Annotated in this window: 23 protein-coding genes and 1 pseudogene; 19 read left to right on the top strand and 5 right to left on the bottom strand. The window is 67.0% G+C overall.

The genetic code is table 11. The features are described 5' to 3' along the window. Positions 1-6 precede the first annotated feature (6 nt). The 10 genes from AC1DS0_RS03760 (at position 7) to AC1DS0_RS03715 (ending at position 9,024) form a co-directional block, all read left to right on the top strand. Positions 7-1,098, top strand: a complete 1,092-nt coding sequence (locus tag AC1DS0_RS03760) for a TRAP transporter substrate-binding protein (protein ID WP_476813024.1) — start codon at positions 7-9, stop codon at positions 1,096-1,098. A gap of 190 nt (positions 1,099-1,288) precedes the next feature. Beyond that, positions 1,289-2,302: a beta-N-acetylhexosaminidase gene (gene nagZ, locus AC1DS0_RS03755; RefSeq protein WP_476813023.1), complete on the top strand. Its 1,014-nt coding sequence runs from the start codon at positions 1,289-1,291 to the stop codon at positions 2,300-2,302. A gap of 67 nt (positions 2,303-2,369) precedes the next feature. Continuing rightward, positions 2,370-3,188, top strand: a complete 819-nt coding sequence (locus AC1DS0_RS03750; RefSeq protein ID WP_476813022.1) for a segregation and condensation protein A — start codon at positions 2,370-2,372, stop codon at positions 3,186-3,188. Positions 3,189-3,195: 7 nt separating this feature from the next. Next, positions 3,196-3,882 carry an SMC-Scp complex subunit ScpB gene (scpB, locus tag AC1DS0_RS03745; RefSeq protein WP_091830439.1) on the top strand — a complete coding sequence of 229 codons (687 nt, stop codon included), beginning with the start codon at positions 3,196-3,198 and terminating at the stop codon, positions 3,880-3,882. 44 nt (positions 3,883-3,926) lie between these two features. Further along, positions 3,927-5,039: an ABC transporter ATP-binding protein gene (locus AC1DS0_RS03740; RefSeq protein WP_476813021.1), complete on the top strand. Its 1,113-nt coding sequence runs from the start codon at positions 3,927-3,929 to the stop codon at positions 5,037-5,039. Between the two features lie 69 nt (positions 5,040-5,108). After that, entirely contained in the window at positions 5,109-5,348 is a 240-nt protein-coding gene (locus tag AC1DS0_RS03735; protein WP_152013918.1) for a twin-arginine translocase TatA/TatE family subunit, read from the top strand. 99 nt (positions 5,349-5,447) lie between these two features. Then, positions 5,448-5,990, top strand: a complete 543-nt coding sequence (tatB, locus tag AC1DS0_RS03730; protein WP_476813020.1) for a Sec-independent protein translocase protein TatB — start codon at positions 5,448-5,450, stop codon at positions 5,988-5,990. Beyond that, positions 5,987-6,814 (top strand): twin-arginine translocase subunit TatC, encoded by an 828-nt coding sequence (tatC, locus tag AC1DS0_RS03725; RefSeq protein ID WP_476813019.1) that lies wholly within the window; start codon positions 5,987-5,989, stop codon positions 6,812-6,814. The genes tatB and tatC overlap by 4 nt, the downstream gene beginning before the upstream one ends. 258 nt (positions 6,815-7,072) lie before the next feature. Then, complete coding sequence (locus tag AC1DS0_RS03720) at positions 7,073-8,257, top strand: OpgC family protein (protein WP_476813018.1); 1,185 nt, start codon at positions 7,073-7,075, stop codon at positions 8,255-8,257. Between the two features lie 29 nt (positions 8,258-8,286). Next, on the top strand, positions 8,287-9,024 hold the full coding sequence (locus tag AC1DS0_RS03715; RefSeq protein WP_476813017.1) for an SGNH/GDSL hydrolase family protein: 738 nt from the start codon (positions 8,287-8,289) through the stop codon (positions 9,022-9,024). Between the two features lie 15 nt (positions 9,025-9,039). On the opposite strand, the gene AC1DS0_RS03710 is transcribed toward AC1DS0_RS03715, so the two are convergent. Next, positions 9,040-9,903: a hypothetical protein gene (locus AC1DS0_RS03710; protein ID WP_476813086.1), complete on the bottom strand. Its 864-nt coding sequence runs from the start codon at positions 9,901-9,903 to the stop codon at positions 9,040-9,042. An 84-nt stretch (positions 9,904-9,987) separates the two neighbouring features. Further along, a pseudogene (locus AC1DS0_RS03705) lies at positions 9,988-10,326 on the bottom strand (endonuclease domain-containing protein); the annotation flags it as partial. 356 nt (positions 10,327-10,682) lie between these two features. Here AC1DS0_RS03705 and AC1DS0_RS03700 point away from each other — a divergent pair. From AC1DS0_RS03700 to AC1DS0_RS03690, 3 genes are read left to right on the top strand one after another with little or no spacing between them, the layout of a single operon-like run. Continuing rightward, complete coding sequence (locus AC1DS0_RS03700) at positions 10,683-11,252, top strand: nitroreductase family protein (RefSeq protein ID WP_476813016.1); 570 nt, start codon at positions 10,683-10,685, stop codon at positions 11,250-11,252. A 5-nt stretch (positions 11,253-11,257) separates the two neighbouring features. After that, the gene (locus tag AC1DS0_RS03695) at positions 11,258-11,863 is read left to right on the top strand and encodes a flavin reductase family protein (RefSeq protein WP_476813085.1); all 606 of its coding nucleotides are present in this window, start codon (positions 11,258-11,260) and stop codon (positions 11,861-11,863) included. Between the two features lie 5 nt (positions 11,864-11,868). Next, positions 11,869-12,054, top strand: a complete 186-nt coding sequence (locus AC1DS0_RS03690; protein WP_476813015.1) for a hypothetical protein — start codon at positions 11,869-11,871, stop codon at positions 12,052-12,054. A gap of 81 nt (positions 12,055-12,135) precedes the next feature. On the opposite strand, the gene AC1DS0_RS03685 is transcribed toward AC1DS0_RS03690, so the two are convergent. Further along, positions 12,136-13,044 carry a LysR family transcriptional regulator gene (locus tag AC1DS0_RS03685; protein ID WP_152013926.1) on the bottom strand — a complete coding sequence of 303 codons (909 nt, stop codon included), beginning with the start codon at positions 13,042-13,044 and terminating at the stop codon, positions 12,136-12,138. A 129-nt stretch (positions 13,045-13,173) separates the two neighbouring features. On the opposite strand from AC1DS0_RS03685, the gene AC1DS0_RS03680 reads away from it, so the two are divergent. After that, positions 13,174-14,733 (top strand): MFS transporter, encoded by a 1,560-nt coding sequence (locus AC1DS0_RS03680; RefSeq protein ID WP_476813014.1) that lies wholly within the window; start codon positions 13,174-13,176, stop codon positions 14,731-14,733. A gap of 8 nt (positions 14,734-14,741) precedes the next feature. Here the strand turns inward: AC1DS0_RS03680 and AC1DS0_RS03675 are convergent, their stop codons facing one another. Together AC1DS0_RS03675 and AC1DS0_RS03670 are read right to left on the bottom strand one after the other, a co-directional pair. Beyond that, the gene (locus AC1DS0_RS03675) at positions 14,742-15,617 is read right to left on the bottom strand and encodes an HpcH/HpaI aldolase/citrate lyase family protein (protein ID WP_476813013.1); all 876 of its coding nucleotides are present in this window, start codon (positions 15,615-15,617) and stop codon (positions 14,742-14,744) included. Continuing rightward, entirely contained in the window at positions 15,617-16,108 is a 492-nt protein-coding gene (locus tag AC1DS0_RS03670) for a MaoC family dehydratase (protein WP_476813012.1), read from the bottom strand. The genes AC1DS0_RS03675 and AC1DS0_RS03670 overlap by 1 nt, the downstream gene beginning before the upstream one ends. A gap of 137 nt (positions 16,109-16,245) precedes the next feature. Between AC1DS0_RS03670 and AC1DS0_RS03665 the strand changes: the two genes are divergently transcribed. From AC1DS0_RS03665 to AC1DS0_RS03645, 5 genes are all read left to right on the top strand, one after another. Next, a complete protein-coding gene (locus AC1DS0_RS03665; protein WP_476813011.1) occupies positions 16,246-17,382 on the top strand; it encodes a transglycosylase SLT domain-containing protein in 1,137 nt (378 codons plus the stop codon). Next, entirely contained in the window at positions 17,379-18,590 is a 1,212-nt protein-coding gene (locus AC1DS0_RS03660; RefSeq protein WP_476813010.1) for a DUF2336 domain-containing protein, read from the top strand. Before AC1DS0_RS03665 ends, AC1DS0_RS03660 begins: the two co-directional genes overlap by 4 nt. 232 nt (positions 18,591-18,822) lie before the next feature. Further along, the gene (locus AC1DS0_RS03655) at positions 18,823-20,409 is read left to right on the top strand and encodes an ABC transporter substrate-binding protein (RefSeq protein WP_476813009.1); all 1,587 of its coding nucleotides are present in this window, start codon (positions 18,823-18,825) and stop codon (positions 20,407-20,409) included. 426 nt (positions 20,410-20,835) lie between these two features. Then, complete coding sequence (locus AC1DS0_RS03650) at positions 20,836-21,951, top strand: M20 family metallopeptidase (RefSeq protein ID WP_476813008.1); 1,116 nt, start codon at positions 20,836-20,838, stop codon at positions 21,949-21,951. Positions 21,952-22,176: 225 nt separating this feature from the next. Further along, a complete protein-coding gene (locus AC1DS0_RS03645) occupies positions 22,177-23,355 on the top strand; it encodes an E22 family MetX-like putative esterase (RefSeq protein WP_476813007.1) in 1,179 nt (392 codons plus the stop codon). The last annotated feature ends 4 nt before the right edge of the window (positions 23,356-23,359 follow it).

Below are 23,359 nucleotides of genomic sequence, written 5' to 3'. Positions count from 1 at the left end.
ACCACCATGGATCGCCGCAAGCTCCTCAAGACGACCGCCGCCGGGGCCGCTGCCGCGACGATCGCCGCGCCGGCGATCGCGCAGACCAATCCGAAGATCAGCTGGCGCCTGACCTCGAGCTATCCGAAGAGCCTCGACACGCTGTTCGGCATCTCGACCCATGTCGCCAAGCGCGTCGCCGAGGCGACCGACGGCAATTTCCAGATCCAGACTTTTGCCGCCGGCGAGATCGTGCCTGCGCTGCAGGCGCTCGACGCCGTCCAGAACGGCACGGTCGAGTGCAGCCACACGCTGGGGAGCTTCTATATCGGCAAGGACACCGCCTTCGCCTTCGAGACCTCGCTGCCCTTCGGCCTCAACATGCGCCAGCAGAATGCCTGGCTCTATGCGGGCGGCGGGATCGAGCTCTGCCGCGAGCTGATGAAGAAGTTCGGCGTTCACACCATCCCCTCGGGCAACACCGGCGCCCAGATGGGCGGCTGGTTCCGCAAGGAGATCAAGAGCGTCGCCGATCTCCAGGGCCTCAAGTTCCGCATCGCCGGACTTGGCGGCCAGATCATGGCCAAGCTCGGCGTTGTCCCGCAGACGCTCGGCGGCGGCGACATCTATCCGGCGCTGGAGCGCGGCACGATCGACGCGGCCGAGTTCTCCGGCCCCTATGACGACGAGAAGCTCGGCTTCGTGAAGGTGGCGAAGTACTATTACTACCCAGGCTTCTGGGAAGGCTGCGCCAATGTCAGCTTCATCGCCAACAGTGAGAAGTGGGCCGGGTTGCCGGCGCATTATCGCGCCATCGTCGAGGCGGCCTGCGCCGAGGCGAACGCGCTCTGCATGGCGAAATACGACCACGGCAACCCGGACGCGCTGCTGCGCCTGATCGCCGCCGGCGCCGAATTGCGCCCCTTCCCGCAGGACGTGATGCAGGCTGCCTTCAAGGAAGCCTTCGCGCTCTATGCGGACCAGGCGGCGAAGAACCCGAACTTCAAGACGATGTGGGATTCGTTCCTGCCGTACTGGAAGAAGGAGCAGCTCTGGTTCCGCGTCGCCGAGTTGCCGTTCGACGCGTTCAACGCGCAGGCGTCGCAGTCGCTGCGATAGGTGCTGTCATGCTCGGGCTTGACCCGAGCATCTCTGGCCGGAGGCGACTCCGGCCAGCGCCCTCTTGTCCGGAGATTCTCGGGTCTGCGCTTCGCTTCGCCCGAGAATGATGACTGGGCTCTGGCCTGATGCCGGCAGCGCTCCGCAATGACGCAATGCCCATTGCCAGCGAATCGGCGATAACGGCGCCATGACCTCGCGCGCCTTCATCGCCGGCTGCCTCGGCACGAGCCTCACCCCCGACGAGCGGGCTTTCTTCCGCGACGCCCGGCCCTGGGGCTTCATCCTGTTCAAGCGCAATACGCAGGACCCGGCGCAAGTGGCTGCGCTGACGGCTGAGATGCGCGATTGCGTCGGCTGGCAGGCGCCGATCCTGATCGACCAGGAGGGCGGGCGAGTGCAGCGCATGGGGCCGCCGCACTGGCCGCCCTATCCGCCGGCGCTGGCCTTCCTCGCCATCAACGATCCCGTGCAGCAGCGCGAAATCGTCCGGCTCTCGGCGCGGCTGATGGCGCATGACCTGAAGAGCGTCGGCATCGATGTCGACTGCCTGCCGGTGCTCGACGTTCCCGTCGCCGGCAGCCATGACGTGATCGGTAACCGCGCCTATGCCCGTGATCCCGCCATGGTGGCGACGCTCGGCCGGGCCGCTGCCGAGGGGCTCATGGCCGGCGGCGTGCTGCCGGTGATCAAGCACATGCCCGGCCATGGCCGGGCGAAGGCCGACAGCCATCACGACCTGCCGGTGGTCGAAGCCAGCCTCGACGAATTGCGGGCCCATGATTTCCGGCCGTTCCGGCATCTCGCCGACATGCCGCTGGCGATGACGGCGCACGTCGTCTTCACCGCGCTCGACAAGCGGCGGCCGGCGACGATCTCGCGCAAGATCATCAGAGAGATCATGCGTGGCGAGCTCGGCTATGACGGTTTGATCATGACCGACGACATTTCGATGAAGGCGCTGTCGGGCTCGTTCGAGGACAAGGCGAAGGCGGCGATCCGGGCCGGGGTCGACGTGGTGCTGCACTGCCATGGCATCATGGATGAGATGGTCGCGGTCGCCGGTGCTGTTCCGGAGATGAGCGGCCAGCGCGGCCGTCGCGCCGCGATGGCGCTGGCGCGCATCAGGCACGAGCCCGAGCCGCTCGATGTGGACAGCACCCGGGCCCAGCTTGCCAGCGCCCTTGCTTTGAGCGGCGGTTAGGCCGATTCTCTCCCCGGGCTGAGGCCTCGCCAAAAGGGCGAGGCAGGACATGGGGAATTGGCCATCGATGGCCGCTGAGCTGCCATTCCAGGAGGACGGCACGCCGGAACGCGCGTCCGGCGAACCCTCGTTCGTGATCGACGTCGACGGCTATGAAGGGCCGCTCGACCTGCTGCTCGATCTCGCCCGCCGCCAGAAGGTCGATCTCGCCCGCATCTCGATCCTGGCGCTGGCCGAGCAGTACCTCTCCTTCATCGAGTCGGCGCGGGCGCTGCGGCTCGAACTCGCCGCCGATTATCTCGTGATGGCGGCGTGGCTCGCCTATCTGAAATCCCGCATGCTGCTGCCGGAGCCGCCCAAGGGCGAGGAGCCGAGCGCGGCCGATCTTGCGACCGCGCTGGCGCTGCGCCTGAAGCGGCTGGAGACGATCCGCGCGGCGGCGCAGCGGCTCGCTACCCGCGAACGGCTCGGCCGCGACGTCTTCGCCCGCGGCGCGCCCGAGGTGATCGCTGCCGAGGGGCGGCCCGCCTGGGAGGCGGAGCTCTACGACCTGCTCGCAGCCTATGCGCAGCAGCGCCAGAAGCGCATCCGCCAGCCGATGAGCGTCGGCCATCGCCAGGTGCTGTCGCTGGTCGAGGCGCGCGAGGCGCTGGCGCGGCTGGTCGGCGAGGCCGGCGAGTGGACCGCGATCGACGGCTATCTCACCCGCTACATGAGCAGCCATGGCCTGCCCGTCGAGACGATGACCGCGACGGTCCGAGCCTCCTCGCTCTCGGCCATGCTGGAGATGGTGCGCGAGGGCCTGCTCGACCTGCGCCAGGACGGCGCCTTCTCGCCGCTCTATGTCCGCCGCCGCTCGGCGCGGCCGCCGACGCTCGGCCTGTGAGGCGCTGATGGCCGTGGCTGAAGCCGAACGCGAGGACGAGGAGGACTGGGATGCCGACGAGGCGCTGGCGCGCGCCTGCCGTATCGTCGAGGCCTTGCTGTTCGCCTCGGTGCAGCCGCTCTCGGCCGAGGATCTCGCGAAATCGGTGCCGGCCAATGTGCCGATCGAACGGGTGATCGCCGAGCTGCAGCAGACCTATGCGCTGCGCGGGGTGACGCTGCATCGCGTCGCCGGCGGCTATGCCTTCCGCACCGCACCCGATCTTGCCTATCTGCTGGCGCCCGAGGCCGAGGCGCCGCGCAAGCTCTCGCGCGCCGCGCTGGAGACGCTCGCCATCATCGCCTACCATCAGCCGGTGACGCGGGCCGAGATCGAGGAGATCCGCGGCGTCGCCACTGCCAAGGGCACGCTCGACATTCTGCTCGAAGCCGGCTGGGTGCGCCTGCGCGGCCGACGGCGCTCGCCTGGGCGGCCGGTCACCTTCGGCACGACGCCTGCCTTCCTCGACCATTTCGGGCTCGACCGTATCGACGACCTGCCGGGGCTGGAGGAATTGAAAGGCGCCGGCTTCATCGAGGGGCGCCTCGCCAAGGATCTCACCGTGCCGGTGCCCGACGACGATCCGGGCTTGCGCGACGACGAGGATCCGCTCGGCGACCTGTTCACACCGCTTGACGACGGCGACGCCAGCTAGCACAGCGCAGGCAATCGAGCCCGGCGGGCTGGCAGGAGAACGACTTGGCTCGAACCGAAAGCAAGATGCGCTGGCTGGGGTGGGGACGGCGCGGCACCGCCGGCGCCGCCATCCCGATGGCGCTCGGCTTCGATGGCGTCACCCAGCGATTCGGCTCGGTGACCGCGCTCGACCAGGTCTCGCTCAGCGTCGCGCCCGGCGAGATCGTCGCGCTGCTCGGCCATTCCGGCTGCGGCAAGACGACGCTGCTGCGGCTTGCCGCCGGGGTCGAGCGACCGAGTTCGGGGCGGGTCCTGCTCGAAGGCCGGGATGTTTCTTCGCCTGGCAGTTTCGTCGAGCCGGAGGCGAGGGGGGTTGGCCTCGTCTTCCAGGATTATGCGCTCTTTCCGCATCTCTCGGTGCGCGAGAACGTCCGCTTCGGCCTGCGCGGCTACGGCAATGCCGAAGCCGATGCGACGGCGCTGCGCGCGATCGCCCGCGTCGGCCTCGCCGACCTCGCCGAGGCCTATCCGCATATGCTGTCCGGCGGCGAGCAGCAGCGCGTGGCGCTGGCGCGGGCCGTGGCGCCGCGCCCCGGCGTGCTGCTGATGGACGAGCCCTTCTCCAATCTCGACCGACGCCTGCGCGACGTCGTGCGCGACGAGACGATGGCGCTGTTGCAGGAGATCGGCGCGACCTCGATCATCGTCACCCATGACCCGGAGGACGCGATGCGCGTCGCCGACCGGATCGTGCTGATGCAGCAAGGCCGGATCGTCCAGAGCGGCACCGCCGAAGAGCTCTATCGCCGGCCCGCAAGCCTCTTTGCCGCCCGATTTTTCTGCGATCTTACCGAAATCGAGACCGTTGCGCGGGACGGCGCGGTGGATACCCCGCTCGGACGGTTCCCGGCGCCTGGTCTGCCCGAGGGCACGCCGGCAGTCATCGGTGTCCGGCCGCAAGCGATCCGGCTGGTGCCGAAGGGCTTCTGCCTGCAGGGGCGGGTGATGACGCGGCGCTTCCTCGGCGAGGTCGACCATGTCGAGCTTGCGGTCGATGGTCTCGACAAGCCTCTGGTGGCGCGGCTGCCGCTGCGCGGTTCGGTCGCCGAGGGCGACGATGTCGGCATCGACATTGCGATGGACGAAGTCCTTGTGTTCCCTGTAGGGGACACCTAGTTTCCGGCACAAGCATCTGGCCCCTCGGCACAACTGGGGCCGCGCGTTCAAATTCGGAGGAGTACCGCCATGGGTGGCGTCAGCATCTGGCACTGGATCGTCGTCGGCGTCATCGTCATGCTGCTGTTCGGCCGCGGCAAGGTGTCCGAACTGATGGGCGATGTCGCCAAGGGCATCAAGTCGTTCAAGAAGGGCATGGCCGAGGACGAGACTCCGCCGGCGGCGCAGCAGCCGGCCGATCCCAAGGTGATCGACCAGACGGCCCAGACCGCAAGCCCGCAGCCGGCCAAGGCCGAGACCAAGGCCTGATCTCGTAGGAGCGGACTTGCCGATCGGGGAAACCCTGATCGGCTCCGATTCCGGCGCCTCCTGAGGCGCCCTACAGGGTTTCCAGAGGATCGGCCGTCGATGTTCGACATCGCCTGGAGCGAAATGCTGCTGATCGGGGGCGTCGCGCTCGTCGTGATCGGCCCCAAGGAACTGCCCGGCGCGTTGCGCACGGCCGGGCAGGCGATCGGCAAGATTCGGCGGATGGCGGCCGAATTCCAGGGCCAGTTCAACGACGCCATGCGCGAGGCCGAGCTGACCGACCTGAAGAAGCAGGTCGACGACATCGGCAATTCGATTCAGGCCTCGACCAATTTCGATCCGATCGAGCCGATGAAGGATTTCGGCGCCACCGACGCCTCGAAGCAGGCTGCGGCCGACGACAAGGCGATGCAGGAGGCCGAGGCGACGCTCGCCGCGTTGCCGGCTCCCGAGTTGCCGGCGCCTGTCAGCATCGAGCCGGCGCCCGTCGCCGAGCCCGCGCCGGAAGAAAAGCCCAAGCGCCGCCGCAAGACGGTTGCGACCGATGAGTCGGCCGAGATCGCTGCTGAAGAGCCGCCGGCCAAGCCCGCCCGCAAGCGCAAAGCGAAGGTCGCCGAGACCGAGGGCGGAGAGACGGCATGAGCGTCGTCGAGACCAATACCGAGACGAAGCGCGCGGGCGAGGACGAGATCGAGGCCTCGCGCGCCCCGCTGATCGACCACCTGATCGAACTGCGCTCGCGGCTGATCAAGTCGCTGGTCGCCTTCCTGATCATGTTCTTCATCTGCTTCGCCTTCTCGACGCAGATCTACAACACCCTCGTGCTGCCCTATGTCTGGGCGGCGGGGTCGAGCGCCAATGCGCAGTTGATCTATACCGGCCCGCTCGAGCTGCTCTTCACCCATATCAAGGTCGCGGCGTTCGGCGCCGGCTTCTTCGCCTTCCCGGTGATCGCGACGCAGATCTACAAGTTCGTCGCGCCCGGTCTCTACAAGAACGAGCGGCAGGCCTTCGCGCCCTATCTGGCGGCGACACCGATCTTCTTCCTGCTTGGCGCGGCGCTGGTGTTCTTCTTCGCCATGCCGGTGCTGATGAAGTTCTCCATCGGCATGCAGCAGGCGGCGAGCGAAGGACAGGCCGGCATCGCGCTGCTGCCCAAGGTCAGCGAGTACCTCTCGCTGATCATGACGCTGATCTTCGCCTTCGGCATTTCCTTCCAGCTGCCGGTGATCCTGACCCTGCTCGGCCAGGCGGGAATCATCGATGCGCAGTTCCTGAAGGACAAGCGCCGCTACGCCATCGTCTTCGTCTTCGTGATCGCGGCGGTTCTGACCCCGCCCGACGTGATCTCGCAGCTGATGCTCGCAGTGCCGATGCTGCTGCTCTACGAGCTCTCGGTGTTCTCGGTGCGCCGGGTCGAGAAGAAGCGCGATGCGACGAAGGCGGCCGAGGACGCAGGCGCCTGACGCAGCTCGGCTACCCGCCCAGCTCATGTGATCACTCGTTCAATAGTGATGCGATCCGTCCCAGGCTGTTGAAGCCGCAGGCGGATCGCTTTGCCGCATGCGCCCGCCACCTGCGAACCAAAGCGTCCTCGTCACGTTGATGCACAGGGTTGTGATCCCTGGCTGCGGAGCCTTGCTCGCAACACAATGTTAAGATGAACGGCAGATGAACGAATGTGCGGCCGTCTCACAGGCCGTGCAGATGGATGCGGTGGTGACGTGAGCGGATTCTGGCGCCTGATGCTGTTCGGAAAGGGTCCGCGCGATGCGGCCTCGCCCGGCCGCGACCTGCGCATCGACGTGATCCGCGGCCTGATCCTGCTGGTGATCTTCGTCAATCACATGCCGGGCAACATCGTCTCGTCCTTGATGCCGCATAATTACGGCTTCTCGGATGCGGCCGACATCTTCGTGCTGCTGGCCGGCGTTTCGGCCACCTTCGCCTATGGCCGCCTGATCGACCAGCGCGGGCTCCTCGTCGGTTCGCTCAAGGTCGGCGCCCGGATCTGGACGCTCTACATCGCCCATCTGGCGCTGTTCGTGCTGGTCTGCGGCATCGTCGCGACGGCGGTGGTGCGCACCCAGAACGCGCTCTACGTCGAGGCGATCAACATCCAGCCCTTCTTCAGCGACACGCCGGCGGCGATCGTCAATGCGCTCGGGCTGGTCTACCAGCCCTATTATCTCGACATCCTGCCGCTCTACATCGTGCTACTGGCGGCCTTCCCGCTGATTTACGTCACCGCCCGAACCAGCCCGCTGGCGGCGGTCGCTGTCTCCGTCGCGATCTGGCAGGGCGCCACCCATGCCGGATTCAATTTGCCGAACCATCCGGGCGAAGGCGGCTGGTTCTTCAATCCCTTCGCCTGGCAGATGCTGTTCACGCTCGGCGTCGTCATCGGTCGCCTCGGACTCGTCGGCGCCGGCGTGCCGAAGCTGCGCCTCGTCGACGCTGCGGCCATCGTCGTCGTCCTGTTCGCTGCGATGGTGAAGCTGTCCTCGGGCAATCCGTTCGGCATCGCGCTCATGAACGACTGGATCGACAGCCTGCAGATCGGCACCGACAAGACCAACCTCGCCTGGCCGCGCGTCGCGCATCTGGCGGCGCTGGCCTGGCTGGTGCTGCGCTTCCTGCGGCCCGATGCGCGCATTCTGACTGGACTGGCCGGCCGGCGATTGGCTGCGCTCGGGCGGCATTCGCTCGAAGTGTTCTGCGCCGGCATAGTCCTGGCGATCGCCGGGCAGATCATCCTTGCGGAGACCTCCTTCACCCTTTGGGTCCAGTTGCTCGTGACGCTGGGCGGGATTACCATCCTGCTCGGGCTAGGAACGTTTCTGTCGTGGTACAAGACGCTTACGGCACGCGCCGCCAGCGCCCCGCGCGAGCAGGCCGCTACGGCCTGAGCGCTGTCCTTCTGCTCCTGGCGTCGGCTTTGCCGGCCACTGCCGGGCCCAAGCCGCTCGCTCAGATGGTGGATGGGCGCTGCCGGGCCGGGGCGGCCCAGCACCCGTTCAAGCCGGTTTTGGCGGCCTCCAAGCGGAATCTGGCCGAGACTAACCGGCTCAGTATCATCACGCTCGGATCATCGACCACAGCTGGAACGGGTACGAGCGACGCCGATCGCAGCTATCCTGCGGTGCTCGAAGCCGAGTTGCGCCGGCGCCTGCCCGGGCGCGAGGTCAAGGTGCTCAACCTCGGCGTCGGCGGCCAGTCGGCCTATGAGATGTATCTGCGGCTCGAGGCCGAGGTCATCCCGGAGAAGCCGGCGCTGGTGATCTGGCAGACGGCGGTGAACGATGCCATCCGCGATATCGGCGAGGAGAAGCTCGCCAAGATCCTGCGCAAGGGCACTCACAAGCTGCAGGAGGCCGGGATCGACCTCGTGCTGATGGACATGCCCTGGCTGCCGCGCGAGGGCCGCTATCCCAAGTATGACGATTACCGCGCCGTTCTGGCCAAGACGGCGAGCGAGAGCGGCGTGCCGGTCTTCCCGCGCTACGCGATGATGAAGAACTGGTCGGGCTCGAAGCAGTTCAGCGAGGAGGAGATCGTCGGCATGGACGGGCTGCAGGTGGTCGAGGCCGGCTATCGCTGCCTCGCCATCCGCCTCGCCGACGGGATCGTCGCCGAGCTTGGCGAGGGCGGTGGGCCGGGCAAGCCTACCAATTGAGCTCCTGAGCGCGCCTCAGCGCGCGATCACCTCGATGTCGCGGTCGCGTCCGGCCTCGACCTTGAAGTCGCGAGAGAAAACCTGGCCCTCCTGGCGGGCGATCAGCACATAGTCGCCCTCGGACAGGATCACCTGCGGGAAGGCGCCGATCGCCTCGCGGATGACGTCGCCGCCCGGGGTGAGCACGCTGAAGGCGGTGCCGGCGAAGGCCTCGCCGCCGGGACCGGCGACCAGCTTCAAGGTCACCTGCGCGGCGCGGTGATGCAGGGTCGCCTGGGTGACTTGGCCGGATTCGACCCTGACGTCGGAGCGCTGGATCGCGTTCGAATCGCCATAGGTCGAGACGATGTGATAGGTGCCCTCGGGCAGGCGGATCAGCTCGCCGGACTTGACGTTCGACGCCACCAGGCGGCCTTCCGAATTGCCCTGCAGCGGCACGAACACCGAGAAGTTCAGCAGGTTGGGCGCGATCGGTGTCTCGCCGATCGAGCCGGCAAGCGAGAGCCCGCCGGCGCTAATGCTGAGCCGGTCGGTCAGGCCCTGGGCGCCGAGCGTGACGCGCTTGGTCGCGCTGGCGAAACCATAGGCGGCATGGAGCAGATAGACGCCGGGATCGAGCGGGAAGCTGGGCTCGGCCGCGCTGGAGCGGGCGATGATCTTGGGCGGCGAGCCGTCGGCGGATTCGCTCAACACGCGCCAGACCAGTCCGGAGCGGACCGGCTTGCGGTTACCGGAGAACTGGGCGCTGAGGCTGAGCATCGCCTGGCCGGGGCGGATGGCGGGGACGATATCCGGCGGAGGCGAGCCGGGCGTCGTGGCCGAGGGCGTCGCACCTGGCGTCTGGGCGAGGGTGGGAGCGCTCAGAGCCAGAGTGCTCAACGCTGCCAGGATAAGATTGGTACAGAAGGTTTTTCGGTTCACGATTGTCGTTGGTGCTGGCGATGCGGCGTGCACGGCGCGAAAGATCGTCTCTACGACGCCGTCAAGATTCTCAGTGATCTCACGATTCCAGAAGCGCAAGACGCGATAGTCATGCGCAGCCAAGTAGGCAGTGCGTGCGGCATCATGAGCTTGCGCTTCGGGAAGCCCGTGCTGGTCCCCGTCGAGTTCGACCACGAGTTTGGAGTGGAAATGTGCAAAGTCTGCGAAATAGGGGCCCATAGGTGCCTGTCTGCGGAAATGGCCTCCCGGTAGCTCCAGCAGACGCAACTGAGCCCATAGCCGCTTCTCGGCTGGTGTCATTTCGCGCCTGAGGCGTCTTGCATTGCCGGTGCGCGGATCCTTCCGCGTCTTGCCCTGCATCACGGCCCCCCATCCCAGCCTTCCCCACCGCAAGCGGGGGGAAGGGGTACTGTAGCGGCAACCGCGCTTGTTGGCCCGACCGCTGACAAGCGCGGTGCCATATTCCCTTCCCCCCGCTTGCGGTGGGGAAGGGTTWGGGATGGGGGGGCGTGCAGAAAGGGGCGGTTCGACATTAGTGGGCCTCGCCGCCCATGCCGCAATGGCGTTGCCACCGTCTGGAACTCGTCGCGTTGAAACATGCGCTGTGCCGTCATCGTCCTTGCACCGGGGAAGGAGCAGGCTCGCTTGTCCTCATCATGGCGAAACCTTAACTGGGAACCATCATCCCCGTCGCTGCGCCATCTTCCGGATCGTTCATGACCGACACGCTCTCCCTGCTCAAGCTCCGTCGCTCGGTGCCACCGCAATTTCTCATCGCTCCGGGGCCGGACGATGCGCAGCTGCGCGAGATCCTGACCGTGGCGGCGCGCGTGCCGGACCATGGCAAGCTCGCGCCCTGGCGCTTCATCGTCTTCTCCGGGGCCGCCAAGGACAAGGCAGCCGAGATCGTCGCGGATGTCTTCAGGGAACGCAATCCGCAGGCCGACGAGGAGAAGGTCGCCTTCGAGCGCAAGCGCCTGCTCCACGCTCCAGTGGTGATCGCCGTGGTCTCGCGGGCCCGCAAGCACGAGAAGATCCCGGAATGGGAGCAGGAGCTCTCGGCTGGCGCCGTCTGCATGAACATGCTGATCGCTGCCGAGGCACTCGGCTTCAACGGCTCCTGGCTGACCAACTGGTTCGCCTTCGATCGCAAGGTGCTCGATGCCTTCGGGCTCGAGCCGGACGAGCGCATCGCCGGCTTTGTCCATCTCGGCAAGGCGGATGGCCGCCCGGCCGACCGCGAGCGGCCGGACCTTGCCGCCATCGTCAGCCGGTTCGAGGCATGAGCGCGATGTACTACACCGATCAAGGGCGCGATCTCGATTTCAGGCACGACCCGTTCAAGGCGATCGTGACGCCTCGGCCGATCGGCTGGATCAGCGCGGTCAACGCCAGGGGCGAGGTCAATCTCTCGCCCTACAGCTTCTTCAACGCGATCTCGTCGCGGCCGAACATCGTGATGTTCTCCTCGGAGAACAAGAAGGATGCAGTCGCCTTCATCGAGGAGACCGGCGAGTTCACCTGCAGCCTGGTGAGCAAGGCGCTCGACCAGCAGATGAACCTGACCTCGGCGCCGCTGCCACGCGGGACAAGCGAATACGCCCATGCCGGGCTGGAGATGGCGCCCTCGCGCATCGTCAAGCCACCGCGGGTCGCTGCCAGCCCCGCGGCGCTCGAATGCAAGCTGCTCTCGATCCAGCAGCTCAAGGATATCGACGGCAACGACGTGCCGCGCTGGATGGTGCTCGGCCAGGTCGTCGCGGCTTATGTCGGCGAAGCCTTCGTCCATGACGGCCGCTTCGACACGGCCAAGGCCAATCCGATCGCGCGCTGCGGCTACAACGACTATGCCGAAGTCAGCGAGTTGTTCTCGATCGTCCGGCCGGCCGGGGGCTGAGCGCCATGGTCCGGCGCCAGGACGAGGAGCCGGACGAGCAATGGCGCATGACCGTGAACCTGCTTGCGATCATCGCCGTGCTGGTGATGGTCGGGGCGGGGTTCTGGCTGCTGCGCGAGCTCGACGCCGCCAAGAAGGCGCAGGAGTGCCTGGCGAGCGCGGCGCGGCATCAATGCTGGCAGATCAGGTGAGCGCGTGCCAGTCCGAATAGCCGCGTCGCTCTTCTGGGAAGCCGGAAAACCCGAATCAGTCGAATCGGTTGGTGCCTTCGGCTAAGCCTGCGTCTCAGCGAGTGTCCTGCGCTGCGCTGGTCGATTCAGCACGGGGCCACCGAGACGTCTTGCGGCGTCGGCGATCAGCCGGCCGAGTTCGCGGGAGCAAGGCATCTTGCCGTTGGCGGACCAGATCAGCGCGAATTCCAGATCGGGGAGCGGCGGCAGGCCGTAGCTCGGCGCGAGAACTTTCATGCCCGGCTCGAGCTCGTCATGAGCGATGATCGAAGCGCCGAGTCCAGCCAGCATCGCCGCCCGCAGCCCGTGCAGATTGGCCGATGTGAAGCCGATATGCCATTCGACACCGGAGTCGGCCAGGGCCTCGATGGCGACGGTTCGGCACAGACAGGGCGGATTCGACAGCGCCAGCGGCAGCGACGAGCCGGGCGGAACCGTGAAATCCTCGGCCGCGGCCCAGACATAGCGCGACCGTCGCAGCACGGTCCCGCCAGTTTCGCCGGCTCGGCGCATCGCCACCGCGAGGTCGAGCTCGCCGCTCTCGATCCTGGCGCTGAAGTCTTGGCAGAGGCTGACCGAGGCTTCCAGGCGCACGGCCGGGAAGGCGCGGGCGAAGCGGCTCAGCAAGTGCGGCAGCTCATCGCCCAGGAAGTTCTCCGGCACGCCGAACCGGATTGCGCCGGCGAGGGTGGATGCCTGGAAGCGCTGGCTCAAGGCGGCGTGCGCCTGCAAAATCTGCCTGGCATGGCGCAGGAACTCCTCGCCATCCTCGGTCAGCGCCAGCTTGCGGGTGGTCCGAATGAAGAGCGGCGCGCCGATCTGCTCCTCCAGCCTGCGGATCTGGTGGCTGACCGCCGATTGCGTCAGGTGCAGGCGTTCTGCCGCGCGGGTGAACCCGCCGGCTTCGGCGACGGCGACGAGCGCGCGCAACAGTTCGGGAGCAAAATCCATGACCGAGATTTATTATCACAGATACTGAAAACTGCGAAATTAAATCATTTCTATCATGCCAAAGCTGCCCCTAGACGAGAGGCCTTCCTCGATCCCGAGCGATGCGGATCGAACCCGAAAGGTCTCGTCATGGCGATATCTCCATCCTCACGAAATGCCTTGGCCCTGGCCGGCGCCTGTCTGGCGACGCTGATGTTCGGCCTCGAGATATCCAGCGTACCGGTCATCCTGCCGACACTGGAAGCGGTGTTGCCGGCCGATTTCAAGGCCCTGCAATGGATCATGAACGCCTACACCATCGCCTGCACGGCGGTGCTGATGGCGACGGGCACACTCGCCGACCGCTATGGTCGCAAGCGGGTCTTCATCGCGACGACCGCGGCATTCGGCGTGACGTCGCTGATCTGCGGATTGGCACAGAGCGCCGCGATCCTGATCGCCGGCCGGTTCCTGCAGGGCATGGCCGGCGGCGCCATGCTCACCTGCGCCGTCGCCATCATCTCGCACCAGTTTCCGGACGGGCGCGAGCGGGGCAGGGCCTTCACCATCTGGGGCGTCGTCACCGGCGTCGGGCTCGGCTTCGGCCCGGTGATCGGCGGCGTGATCGCGAGCCTGGCCGGCTGGCAGTGGGTCTTCCTGATCCATGTCCCGCTGACCGTCCTGGCACTGGTGCCCGCTGCGATCGGTATCCGCGAATCGCGCGATCCGCAGGCGAAGACGCTCGACGTCGCTGGCATCGTCACGCTGACCCTGGCGGTCTTCGGCTTCTCCTATGTCATTACACAGGGCGCCGAACTGGGTACAGCTACGGCGCTCGGCCTCGCCGGCCTGGCTCTTGCCAGCTTCCTCGCCTTCCTGGTGGCGGAGCGGCGCGCCGCGCAGCCGATGTTCGATTTCTCCGTGTTCCGGATCCGCCGCTTCAGCGGCGCGATCATCGGCTGCATCGGCATGAATTTCAGCTACTGGCCGTTCATCATCTATCTGCCGATCTACTTCCAGAGCGGGCTCGGCCTCGGGAGCGAGGCCGCCGGGCTCCTGCTGCTGGCCTATACCGTGCCCTTCATGCTGATGCCGCCCGTGTCCGACCACTTGCTGCGGCGTCATGGCCCGCAGGTCGTCATTCCCCTGGGGATGCTCACGATCGGCGCCGGTTTCATCGCGATGTGGTTCGGCAGGGGCCTTGCCCAACCGAACTGGATGACCCTGCTGCCCGGCGCCCTGCTGGCCGGAATCGGTCTTGGCCTGACCAATCCGGCCGTGACCAATACGACCACGGGATCGGTTCCGAGCGACCGCGCGGGCATGGCGTCAGGTATCGACATCAGCGCGCGGCTGATCGCGCTCGCGATCAACATCGCGGTGATGGGGCTGATCCTGGTCGAGGGCATCAGGCGGTCGTTGCCGGATGCGGTGTCGACCGCCTTCGATCGCTCGCAGCTGCAGGCGTTGGCCTCCTCGATCGCCGCCGGCAATCTCGGCTCGCTGCGCGAGGTCTATCCGGCGCTGGCGCTGCACGACCCGTCCGGTGCCGGAGCGCATGCGGCGCTGGTGCAGGGCTTTGGCTGGGTGATGCTCTATGGCGGCATTAGCGCTGGTGTCCTGGCCGCGATCAGCGTCCTGATCTTCGGTCCCGCCAAGCGCCCGGCGCAGGCCGGCGCAGCGGTCGCCTGCGCCGAGTCCGATGCCTGAGGCCGTGGTCAGCCCAGCTTCTGCGCGCGCGCCTTCAGCCGGCGGGCGCGCAGCAGATGTGGCCGGTCGAGCATCTCGCCGTCGAGCCCGACCACGCCGAGGCCGGGGTTCTCGTCGAAGAGCTTGATGATCGCCTCCGCCCGGGCGAGCGCTTCGGGCGAGGGCGAGAAGACCTCGTTGATGACAGGCACCTGCGCCGGATGGATCGCCATCTTGCCGGTGAAGCCGTCGCGCCGTCCTGCGATACATTCGGCACGGAGCGCGGCTTCGTCGCGGAAGGCGGTGAAGACGGTGTCGATCGCGTCGACCTGCGCCGCCGAAGCGGCGAAGAGCAGGAGCGAGCGTGCCATCCGATAGGGATCGGCATAGCTGCCATCCTCGAGCCGGTTGGTCTCGGCGCCAAGATCGGCCGAAAGATCCTCGGCGCCCCAGGTCAGGCCGGAAAGCCGATGGCTGGCGCCGGCATAGCTGCCGAGGCCGAAGATGCCCTTGCCGGTCTCGGTGGCGATCGCGATGATCTTGGTCCCGCCGTCGGGCAGATCATATTCGGCCTCGCGGACCGCGATATGGGCGGCGAGATGGCTTAGATCGGGGCCGCCTTCGGATTTCGGCAGCATGATCGCGTCCGGGCTGCCCTGCATCACCACATCGAGGTCGGCCTCGGTCATCCCCGTCGTCAATGCGTTGACGCGCACGATCAGGCGCGGGCGCTTGGCGCGGGTCTTCACCTCCTTGAGGAAGTCGCGGGCGAGGTCGCGCGCTGCCGGCTTGGCGTCGAGCGCGACCGAATCCTCGAGGTCGAGGATCAGTGCATCGGCGCCGCTCTCCAGGCCCTTCTGCAGCTTCTTGTGGTTGTCGGCGGGAACGAAAAGGAGCGAGCGCATCAGGCCTGTCCTTCGACGGGACGCTTCTTCATGAAGGCCTGGCGGCGGCACTGAGCCACCAAGGTGCCGTCCTGCTTGTAGGCGCGGTGATGGAAGTCGACGATGCCGGCGTCCGGCCGCGACTTCGATTCGCGCTTGGCGACGATCTCGGTGACGCAGTTCACCGTGTCGCCCTCGAAAAGCGGAGCCGGGAAGGTGACGTCGGTCATGCCGAGATTGCCGATCGTCGTGCCGACCGTGGTGTCGTTGACGGAGATGCCGATCATCAGCCCGAGGGTGAACAGCGAGTTCATCAGCGGCTTGCCCCATTCGGTCTCGGTCGCGCAGAAATGCGCGTCGATATGCAAGGGCTGCGGATTCAGCGTCATATTGGAGAACAACATGTTGTCCATCTGCGTGACCGTGCGGGTCAGCCGATGCTCGATCGAGACGCCGATCTCGAAATCCTCGAAGTAGAGCCCACCCCGCTTATGCCGCACCGCTTCCGCCATCGTCTTGCTCCTGTGGCTCTTTTTCGGTTCCGGGCCGGGGTCGGCAAACGACCGTTTTAACGGTTCGCTTACCATAATCGGTCCAGTCTCTGCGGGTGCTCCGATCCGCCTGGAACGGCAGCGGCCCGAGTGACCCAATGTTCCTTTTCAGCACGCCGAGTACCCGTGAGACAACGCCTGCCAATCCTGTCGTCAGTGCGATCAAGCAGGGCGCGGACAAGACCGGCGTCGGCTTCGACTATCTCCTGAAGACCGCGCAACGCGAATCCTCGCTGGAGCCGGATGCGAAGGCGCGCACCTCGAGCGCGACCGGTCTGTTCCAATTCATCGAGCAGACCTGGCTGTCGATCATGCGCCAGGAAGGGCCGAAGCAGGGCATGGCCAACTATGCCGGCGCGATCAGCGAGGACGGCAGCGGCCGCCTGACCGTGTCGGACCCGGCGCTGCGCGAGAAGATTCTGCAATTGCGGACCGATCCGCAAGTCGCAACCGTGATGGCGGGCGCGCTGACGCAGAAGAATGCCGAGCAGCTCGGCCAGGCGCTCGGGCGCCAGCCGCAGGCCGGCGAGCTCTATATGGCGCATGTGCTGGGTGCGCGTGGCGCTACCGACCTGATCCGCACGGCCGGGAATGATCCGACCCGTGCCGCCGCGCGCGATTTCCCGGAGGCAGCCGCGGCGAATCGCTCGATCTTCTACGACAAGGCCGGCCGGGCCCGCAGCGCCCAGGAGGTCTACGGATTGCTCGCCGCCAGCCATGCCAACACCCAGGTCGCGGCGACGACCGGCGCCATGCTGGCGCAGGCCAAGCCGACTGGAGCGGCCACCACTGCCGCGGCCTATGCCGCCGAGCCGCCGGTCGCGCCGATCGCCGCGGCGCTGGCGCCGGATCGGGCGAGGGGGCTGATCGGCCTGTTCTCGACCGAAGGATCGCGTGCGCCGGTCTCGAAGGCCGTCGCCAATCTCTGGACCACGCCGCGCAGCAACGGCACGTCCCGTACGACCGACGACGATCCGGCGACCCGCTATTTCCCGCGTGTGAACGCCACGGCGAGCGAAGGCGAGGCCTCATCCGCCGGCAAGGCCGCCAAGACAGAAAGCGCGAGCGGCACGACCGCTTCGACCACCGTCAACGCGCCGCTGCCACCGTCGCGGCCGCGCGACCTCGCCGTCGCGGATACGCAGACCGCCTCCAGCGAAGTTGCCACGCCCCGCAAGCCACGGCGCGGGCCGCTCGATCTCAGCCAGTTCATGCTCCATGGGAGGCGCGGATGATCGTCCGCCGCTTTCTGCTCTGGGCCCGCACCGCCCCCGCTGAGGCACGGGCGAAAGGGGCTGCCGCGCTGGCTGGCGCCTATCTGCGCTCGGCGATGTCGCCCGAGGACAGGCGCGAGGCCGAGACAGCGCTGATCGCGCTGATCGACGACCCATCGCCATTGGTCCGCCGTGCGTTGGCCGAGGAACTCGCTGCCGCACCGCAGGCCCCGCGCAATCTGGTGCTCGGGCTGATCGCCGAGCAGAGCGACATCGCCGCCCTGTTGCTGGCGCAGTCGCCGGTGCTGACCGAGGCCGACCTCGTCGATGCCGCCGCGATCGGCGACGGCCTCGCGCAGCGCGCGATTGCGCAGCGGTCCTGCTTGTCGCCCGGCATCTGCGCTGCCTTGGCCGAGGTCGGCTGCGAGGAGGCACTGGTTGTGCTGCTCGCCAACCCGACCGCCGAGATTCCCGATTTCTCGCTGGAGCGCATCTTCGAGCGCGAGGGCGAGGCTGGCGCGGTGCGCGAGGCGATGCTGGCGCGTAACGACTTGCCACCGGGCTTGCGCCAGGCGATCGCCGCCAAGGTGTCCGATGCGCTCGCCGCCTTCGTCTCAGGGTGCGGTTGGCTGACCGAGGAGCGCAGCGCCCGGCTCGCCCGCGAATCGACCGAGCGGGTCGCAGTCGCGCTCGCGGCCGGTGGCGAGGCCAGCGATGCCCCGGCGATCGTCGATTGCCTGCGCGAAAATGGCCGCCTGACGCCGGGCGTGATCCTGCGCTCGCTGCTGAGCGGCGAGCCGGCTCTGGCCGAATCCGCCTTCGCGGCACTGTCCGACTTGCCGCTGAAGCGGGTGCGGGCACTGCTCTGGGATCGGCGCGGGGCCGGCCTGAAGGCGCTCTATCGCAAGGCAGCGATGCCGGAGGCCCTGCTTCCGGCCTTCGCCGCCGCCGTGGAAGCGCTGAAGCGAGCAGGCCCCGGCTTGCACGGCAGGGGCGGTATTGACCGCGACCTGCTGGCGGAGGTGCTGATCGCTTGCGAAGGCCTGGAAGGGCCTGGGGCCAATGCGCTGATGGCGCTGCTGCGCCGGCTCGACGCCGAGGCGGCCCGCGACGAAGCACGGACGCTGGCGGATTCGCTCGCCGACGATGCGGCGCTGGCGCTGCTGGTCGAGGCCGATCCAAACTTCCTGATCGAGCTCGATCTCGGCGACCTGCGCGACGCGGCCTGAACGATCCGGGTGAGCAGGCAGCCGGCTTGACCGGCCGCTGGCATGCTGGTTGCCTGCAGCCCGCCGTATCGCCAGGGCCTCACCATCCCGGATCGACGCCCTGTTGCAGAGCCGGATCCGATCAGGTTGTTCCAATCTGATCGGTGAATCCGTCTCTTCCTTTTGGTTTGGAGACCGTTTGCCGATCGGCTCGCGGTGCAGGCTGATCGGAACCGGCTCCAGGGAGCCTGACATGCCGACACGTCGCGCGTTCATCGCAGGCACGGCTGCCGCTTTTGCGGTCAGCAAACCCAATATCGGCCGTGGGGCCGACAAGAACGTGATCAAGTTCGTGCCTCAGGGCGACCTTGCAGTCGTCGATCCGATCTGGACGACGGCGACCGTCACCCGCAACCACGCCTTTCTCGCCTATGACACGCTGTTCGGGCAGGACGAGAGCTACAAGGCGCAGCCGCAAATGGCCGAGGGCGCGCTCGCTGAGGCGGATGGCAAGAGCTGGACTATCAAGCTGCGCGAGGGCCTCAAGTTCCATGACGGCACGCCAGTGCTGGCGAAGGACTGCGTCGCCAGCCTGAACCGCTGGGGCAAGCGCGACTCCTTCGGCCAGACGCTGATGGCGCAGACCGAAGAACTCGCTGCCGTCGACGACAGGACCTTGCGCTTCCGGCTGAAAAAGCCGTTCCCGCTGCTACCTGACGCGCTCGCCAAGATGACGGCCTCGGTGCCGGTGATCATGCCGGAGCGGCTGGCTCTGACCGATGCGGCGACCCAGGTCACGGAAGTCATCGGCAGTGGTCCGTTCCGCTTTATCGCCAGCGAACGCCAGTCCGGGAGCCGGACGGTCTACGAGAAGTTCGCGGGTTACGTGCCGCGTGGCGACGGCAGGCCCGGGCGCACGGCAGGGCCGAAGATCGCCCATGTCGAGCGGATCGAATGGCACACCTTGCCGGACCCCGCGACGGCGGCGGCTGCCTTGCAGAGCGGCGAGATCGATTGGGTCGAGCAGCCGCTGCCCGACATCCTGCCGCTCCTGGCGAAGGATCCGAAGCTCGAGGTCGCGGTCAAGGAGACGACCGGCGCCATCGCGATCATGCGGATGAACCACCTGCATCCGCCCTTCGACAATCCGGCGATCCGCCGCGCAATGCTGCTGGCGATCGACCAGGCCGAGTTCATGGAGGCGGTCGGCGGACCGGACAAGACGCTGTGGCGCACTGGCGTCGGTGTCTTCCCGCCCGGCACGCCGATGGCCAACGATGCCGGCATGGAGGTGCTGAATGGCCCGCGCGACATCGCCAAGGTCAAGCAGGCACTGGCTGCCGCTGGCTACAATGGCGAGAAGGTCGTGCTGCTCGGCGTCACCGATCTCGCCAACCTCAAGGCCGAGTGCGAGGTCGCGGGCGAGATGCTTAAACGCATCGGCATGAACGTCGATTACCAGGTGATGGACTGGGGTACGGTGGTGACGCGCCGCGCCAAGAAGGAGCCCCCGGCACAAGGTGGCTGGAACTGCTTCTTCACCGGCTGGAACGGCATCGACATCCTTGACCCTGTCGGCCACATCTCGCTGCGGGGCAATGGCGCTGCGGCCTGGCCGGGCTGGCCCACCGCGCCGAAGATCGAGGCGCTGCGCGAGGCCTGGATGGATGCCTCCGACCTGGCGACCAAGCAGAAGCTCGCAACCGAGATCCAGAAGCAGGTTTTCGAGGACGTGCCCTATGCGCCGCTCGGCCAGTACTTCCAGCCGACGGCCTTCAATCGCAAGCTCACAGGCGTGCTGCCGAGCTTCCCGACCTTCTGGAACGTCAAGCGCGTCTAGCGAACGCGGCCCTTGCGAGGAGGCCGCTAATCAGAAGGCAGCTTGCTCGGAGCCAGGACGTGAGCGCCTGGCGGCCGAGCTCCGGCATGGGCTGGGCCGCCGGCGGCGGCAGGCCGATCGCGCGCAGGGCCTGGTCGGCAAGGAGCGCGAGTATGAGGACCGCGGCGAAGCCGGCAAGCGCCGCCACGAGGCCGCGCAACCGGGGCAGGGCCGGCAGTATGGCTGGGGCGGCAGGCAGGCGCATGGTCTGGTCCTCGGCGGGTCTGCGTCGAGGACGGACGAGGATCGGCGCTGCCGACACTGCGTCGAAAAAATTCTGAAACGCCGCCCCCGCAGGGCTGCTAGGCGCGTTTCACCATGGACAAAGACTCCAAATCGGCCAATGTCCTGTTATCGCCACGCTTTCCTGCGAAAACCTTCCCCATCATGACCATTCACGATCCTGCCGTCCCCGCGCTTACCGTCTGGGTAGCGCTGGAGAGCCCCACCCATCACGTGCCCGGCGTCAACGGCATGATGGACCTCGTCGCAAGGGAGGTCGAAGGCCTGCCGATCGCGGTCGAGCGCGTTCCCGGCCGCGACGGGCTCGGCGACAACCTGATCCTGCGTGCCGGTGTCCGGAACGGCGAGAAGGCGATCGCATTGATGTCGCATCTCGACACCGTCCATCCGGTAGGGACCAGCGCCAAGGACTTAGCCGTCCGCGTCGAGGGCGACCGGCTCTACGGCCCCGGCGTCTACGACATGAAGGGCGGCGCCTGGCTGGCGCTGCAGGCCTTCAAGGATGCGGCCAGGTCTGGCACGGTGCAGCGGCCGCTGGTCTTCCTGTTCACGCCGGATGAGGAGATCGGCTCGCCGACCTCGCGGGCTTTGATCGAGGATATCGGCCGCGAAGCAATGGCGGTGCTGGTGACCGAGCCGGCGCGCGAGGGCGGCAAGATCGTCACGGCGCGCAAGGGCGTCGGCCGTTTCGAGGTCAAGCTCGAAGGCCGGCCGGCGCATTCCGGCTCGCGCCATGCCGACGGCCGCAACGCGATCCGCGAGGCGGCACATCAGATCCTCGCGATCGAGGGCATGACCGATTATTCGCGCGGCATCACCACGACGGTGGCGCTGGTCGGCGGCGGCACCGCGGCGAACGTCATCCCACAGCATGCCTGGTTCAGCGTCGATTGCCGTGTCACCACGGTGGCTGATGGCGTGGCGATGGAGGAACGCATCCTGTGCCTGAAGGCCCATGATCCGGATGTGAAGCTCTCGATCACCGGCGGCATGAACCGGCCGCCCTACGAGAAATCTCCGGAAGTCGCGGCGCTCTATGAGCAGGCGCGGGCGGTGGCGGCGAAGGTCGGCTTCGACCTGCACGACTGCCCGATGACCGGCGGCGGCTCGGACGGCAACTTCACCGCGGCGCTCGGCATCCCGACGCTGGACGGCCTCGGCATCGACGGCGATGGCGCCCACACCTTGCAGGAATACGCGCTGATTTCCTCGATCGCGCCGCGCCGGGCCCTGATCAAGGGGCTGCTCGAGACGCTGTGAGCTTCCTTCTCCCCTCGGGGGAGAAGGTCCCGGCAGGGGGATGAGGGCGGTGCGACTGGGTGGGAGGGAGATAGGCTGGGGCCATCCTTCCCTCATCCGTCAGCGCTTCGCGCTGCCACCTTCTCCCCCGGAGGGGAGAAGGAAGAAGCCCCCTTCCGTTAGCCGGACAAATCCGCTCTGATCCAGCCCAAGGCCGAGAACCCGGCCGGAGCGGAGGAGTGCGGCATGAAGGCTTGGATCGCAGGAGTGCTTGGTGTCGTTGGCGTGATGGTGACGGGAATGGCTGAGGCGCAGGATTTGATCGCCGAGAAGAAGGTCTTTGAGCTGCCAAGCTACACCACGCAGGGTGGCCGGACGCTGAAGAACGTCAAGGTCGGCTGGGAGAGCTACGGCACGCTCAACGCCGACAAATCCAATGCGATCCTGATCTGCCATTTCTTCTCGGCCAATTCGCACGCCGCCGGCAAATATGCCGCTGCGGATGCCGCACCGGGCTATTGGGACGCGATCATCGGCCCCGGCAAGGCGATCGACACCAACAAGTATTTCGTCCTGTCCTCCGACACGCTGGTGAACCTCAACACCGGCGACCCGAAGGTGACGACCACCGGCCCGGCTTCGATCGATCCGGACACCAACAAACCCTATGCACTCGATTTCCCGGTCGTGACCATCGGCGATTTCGTCAACGTCCAGAAAGCCTTGGTCGAGAGTCTTGGCATCAAGAAGCTCGTCATGGTCGCCGGCCCCTCGATGGGCGCGCTGCAGACCTATGAATGGGCGGCGAGCTATCCCGACATGGTCGGCAAGGCGATGGCGGTGATCGGCGCGGCGGAAGCGGATGCTCAGCTGATCGCCTGGCTCGACGTCTGGGCGGCACCGATCCTGGTCGATCCGAACTGGAACAAGGGCGATTATTACGGCAAGACGCCGCCCACCGCCGGCCTCGCCAAGGCGCTGACCGTCGTTACCCTGCAGGCCAACCACAGCGACTGGACCAACGGCACCTTCGGCCGCCGCCCGGCCAAGGAGGGCGAGGACCCGGCCAAGGCGCTCGGCAACAAGTTCCAGGTCCAGAGCATTTTGGACAATGCCGGCGAGGCGCGTGCGAAAGTCTCGGACGCCAACCACTTCCTCTATCTGGTCAAGGCCAACCAGCTCTATACCGCCGGCGGCAAGTCGCTTGCGGACGCGATGAGCCGGATCAAGGCGCCGCTGCTGATCGTCAACCAGCCGAAGGACCTGGTCTTCCCCGACGAGATGATCCAGCGCACCGTGGCCGAGGCGAAGAAGGCCGGTCGCGACGTCACTCACGTCACCATCCAGGGCGCGCGCGGCCATCTCGACGGCGTGATCTCGATGAAGCAGGCCGAAGGGGCGGTGAAGGCCTTCCTGGAGAAGTGAGGGC

It is taken from the genome of Allobosea sp. P4_H5 (assembly GCF_056400825.1).
The sequence above is the reverse complement of the archived record's forward strand: the minus strand, read 5'-3'. Positions and strand labels throughout refer to the sequence as shown.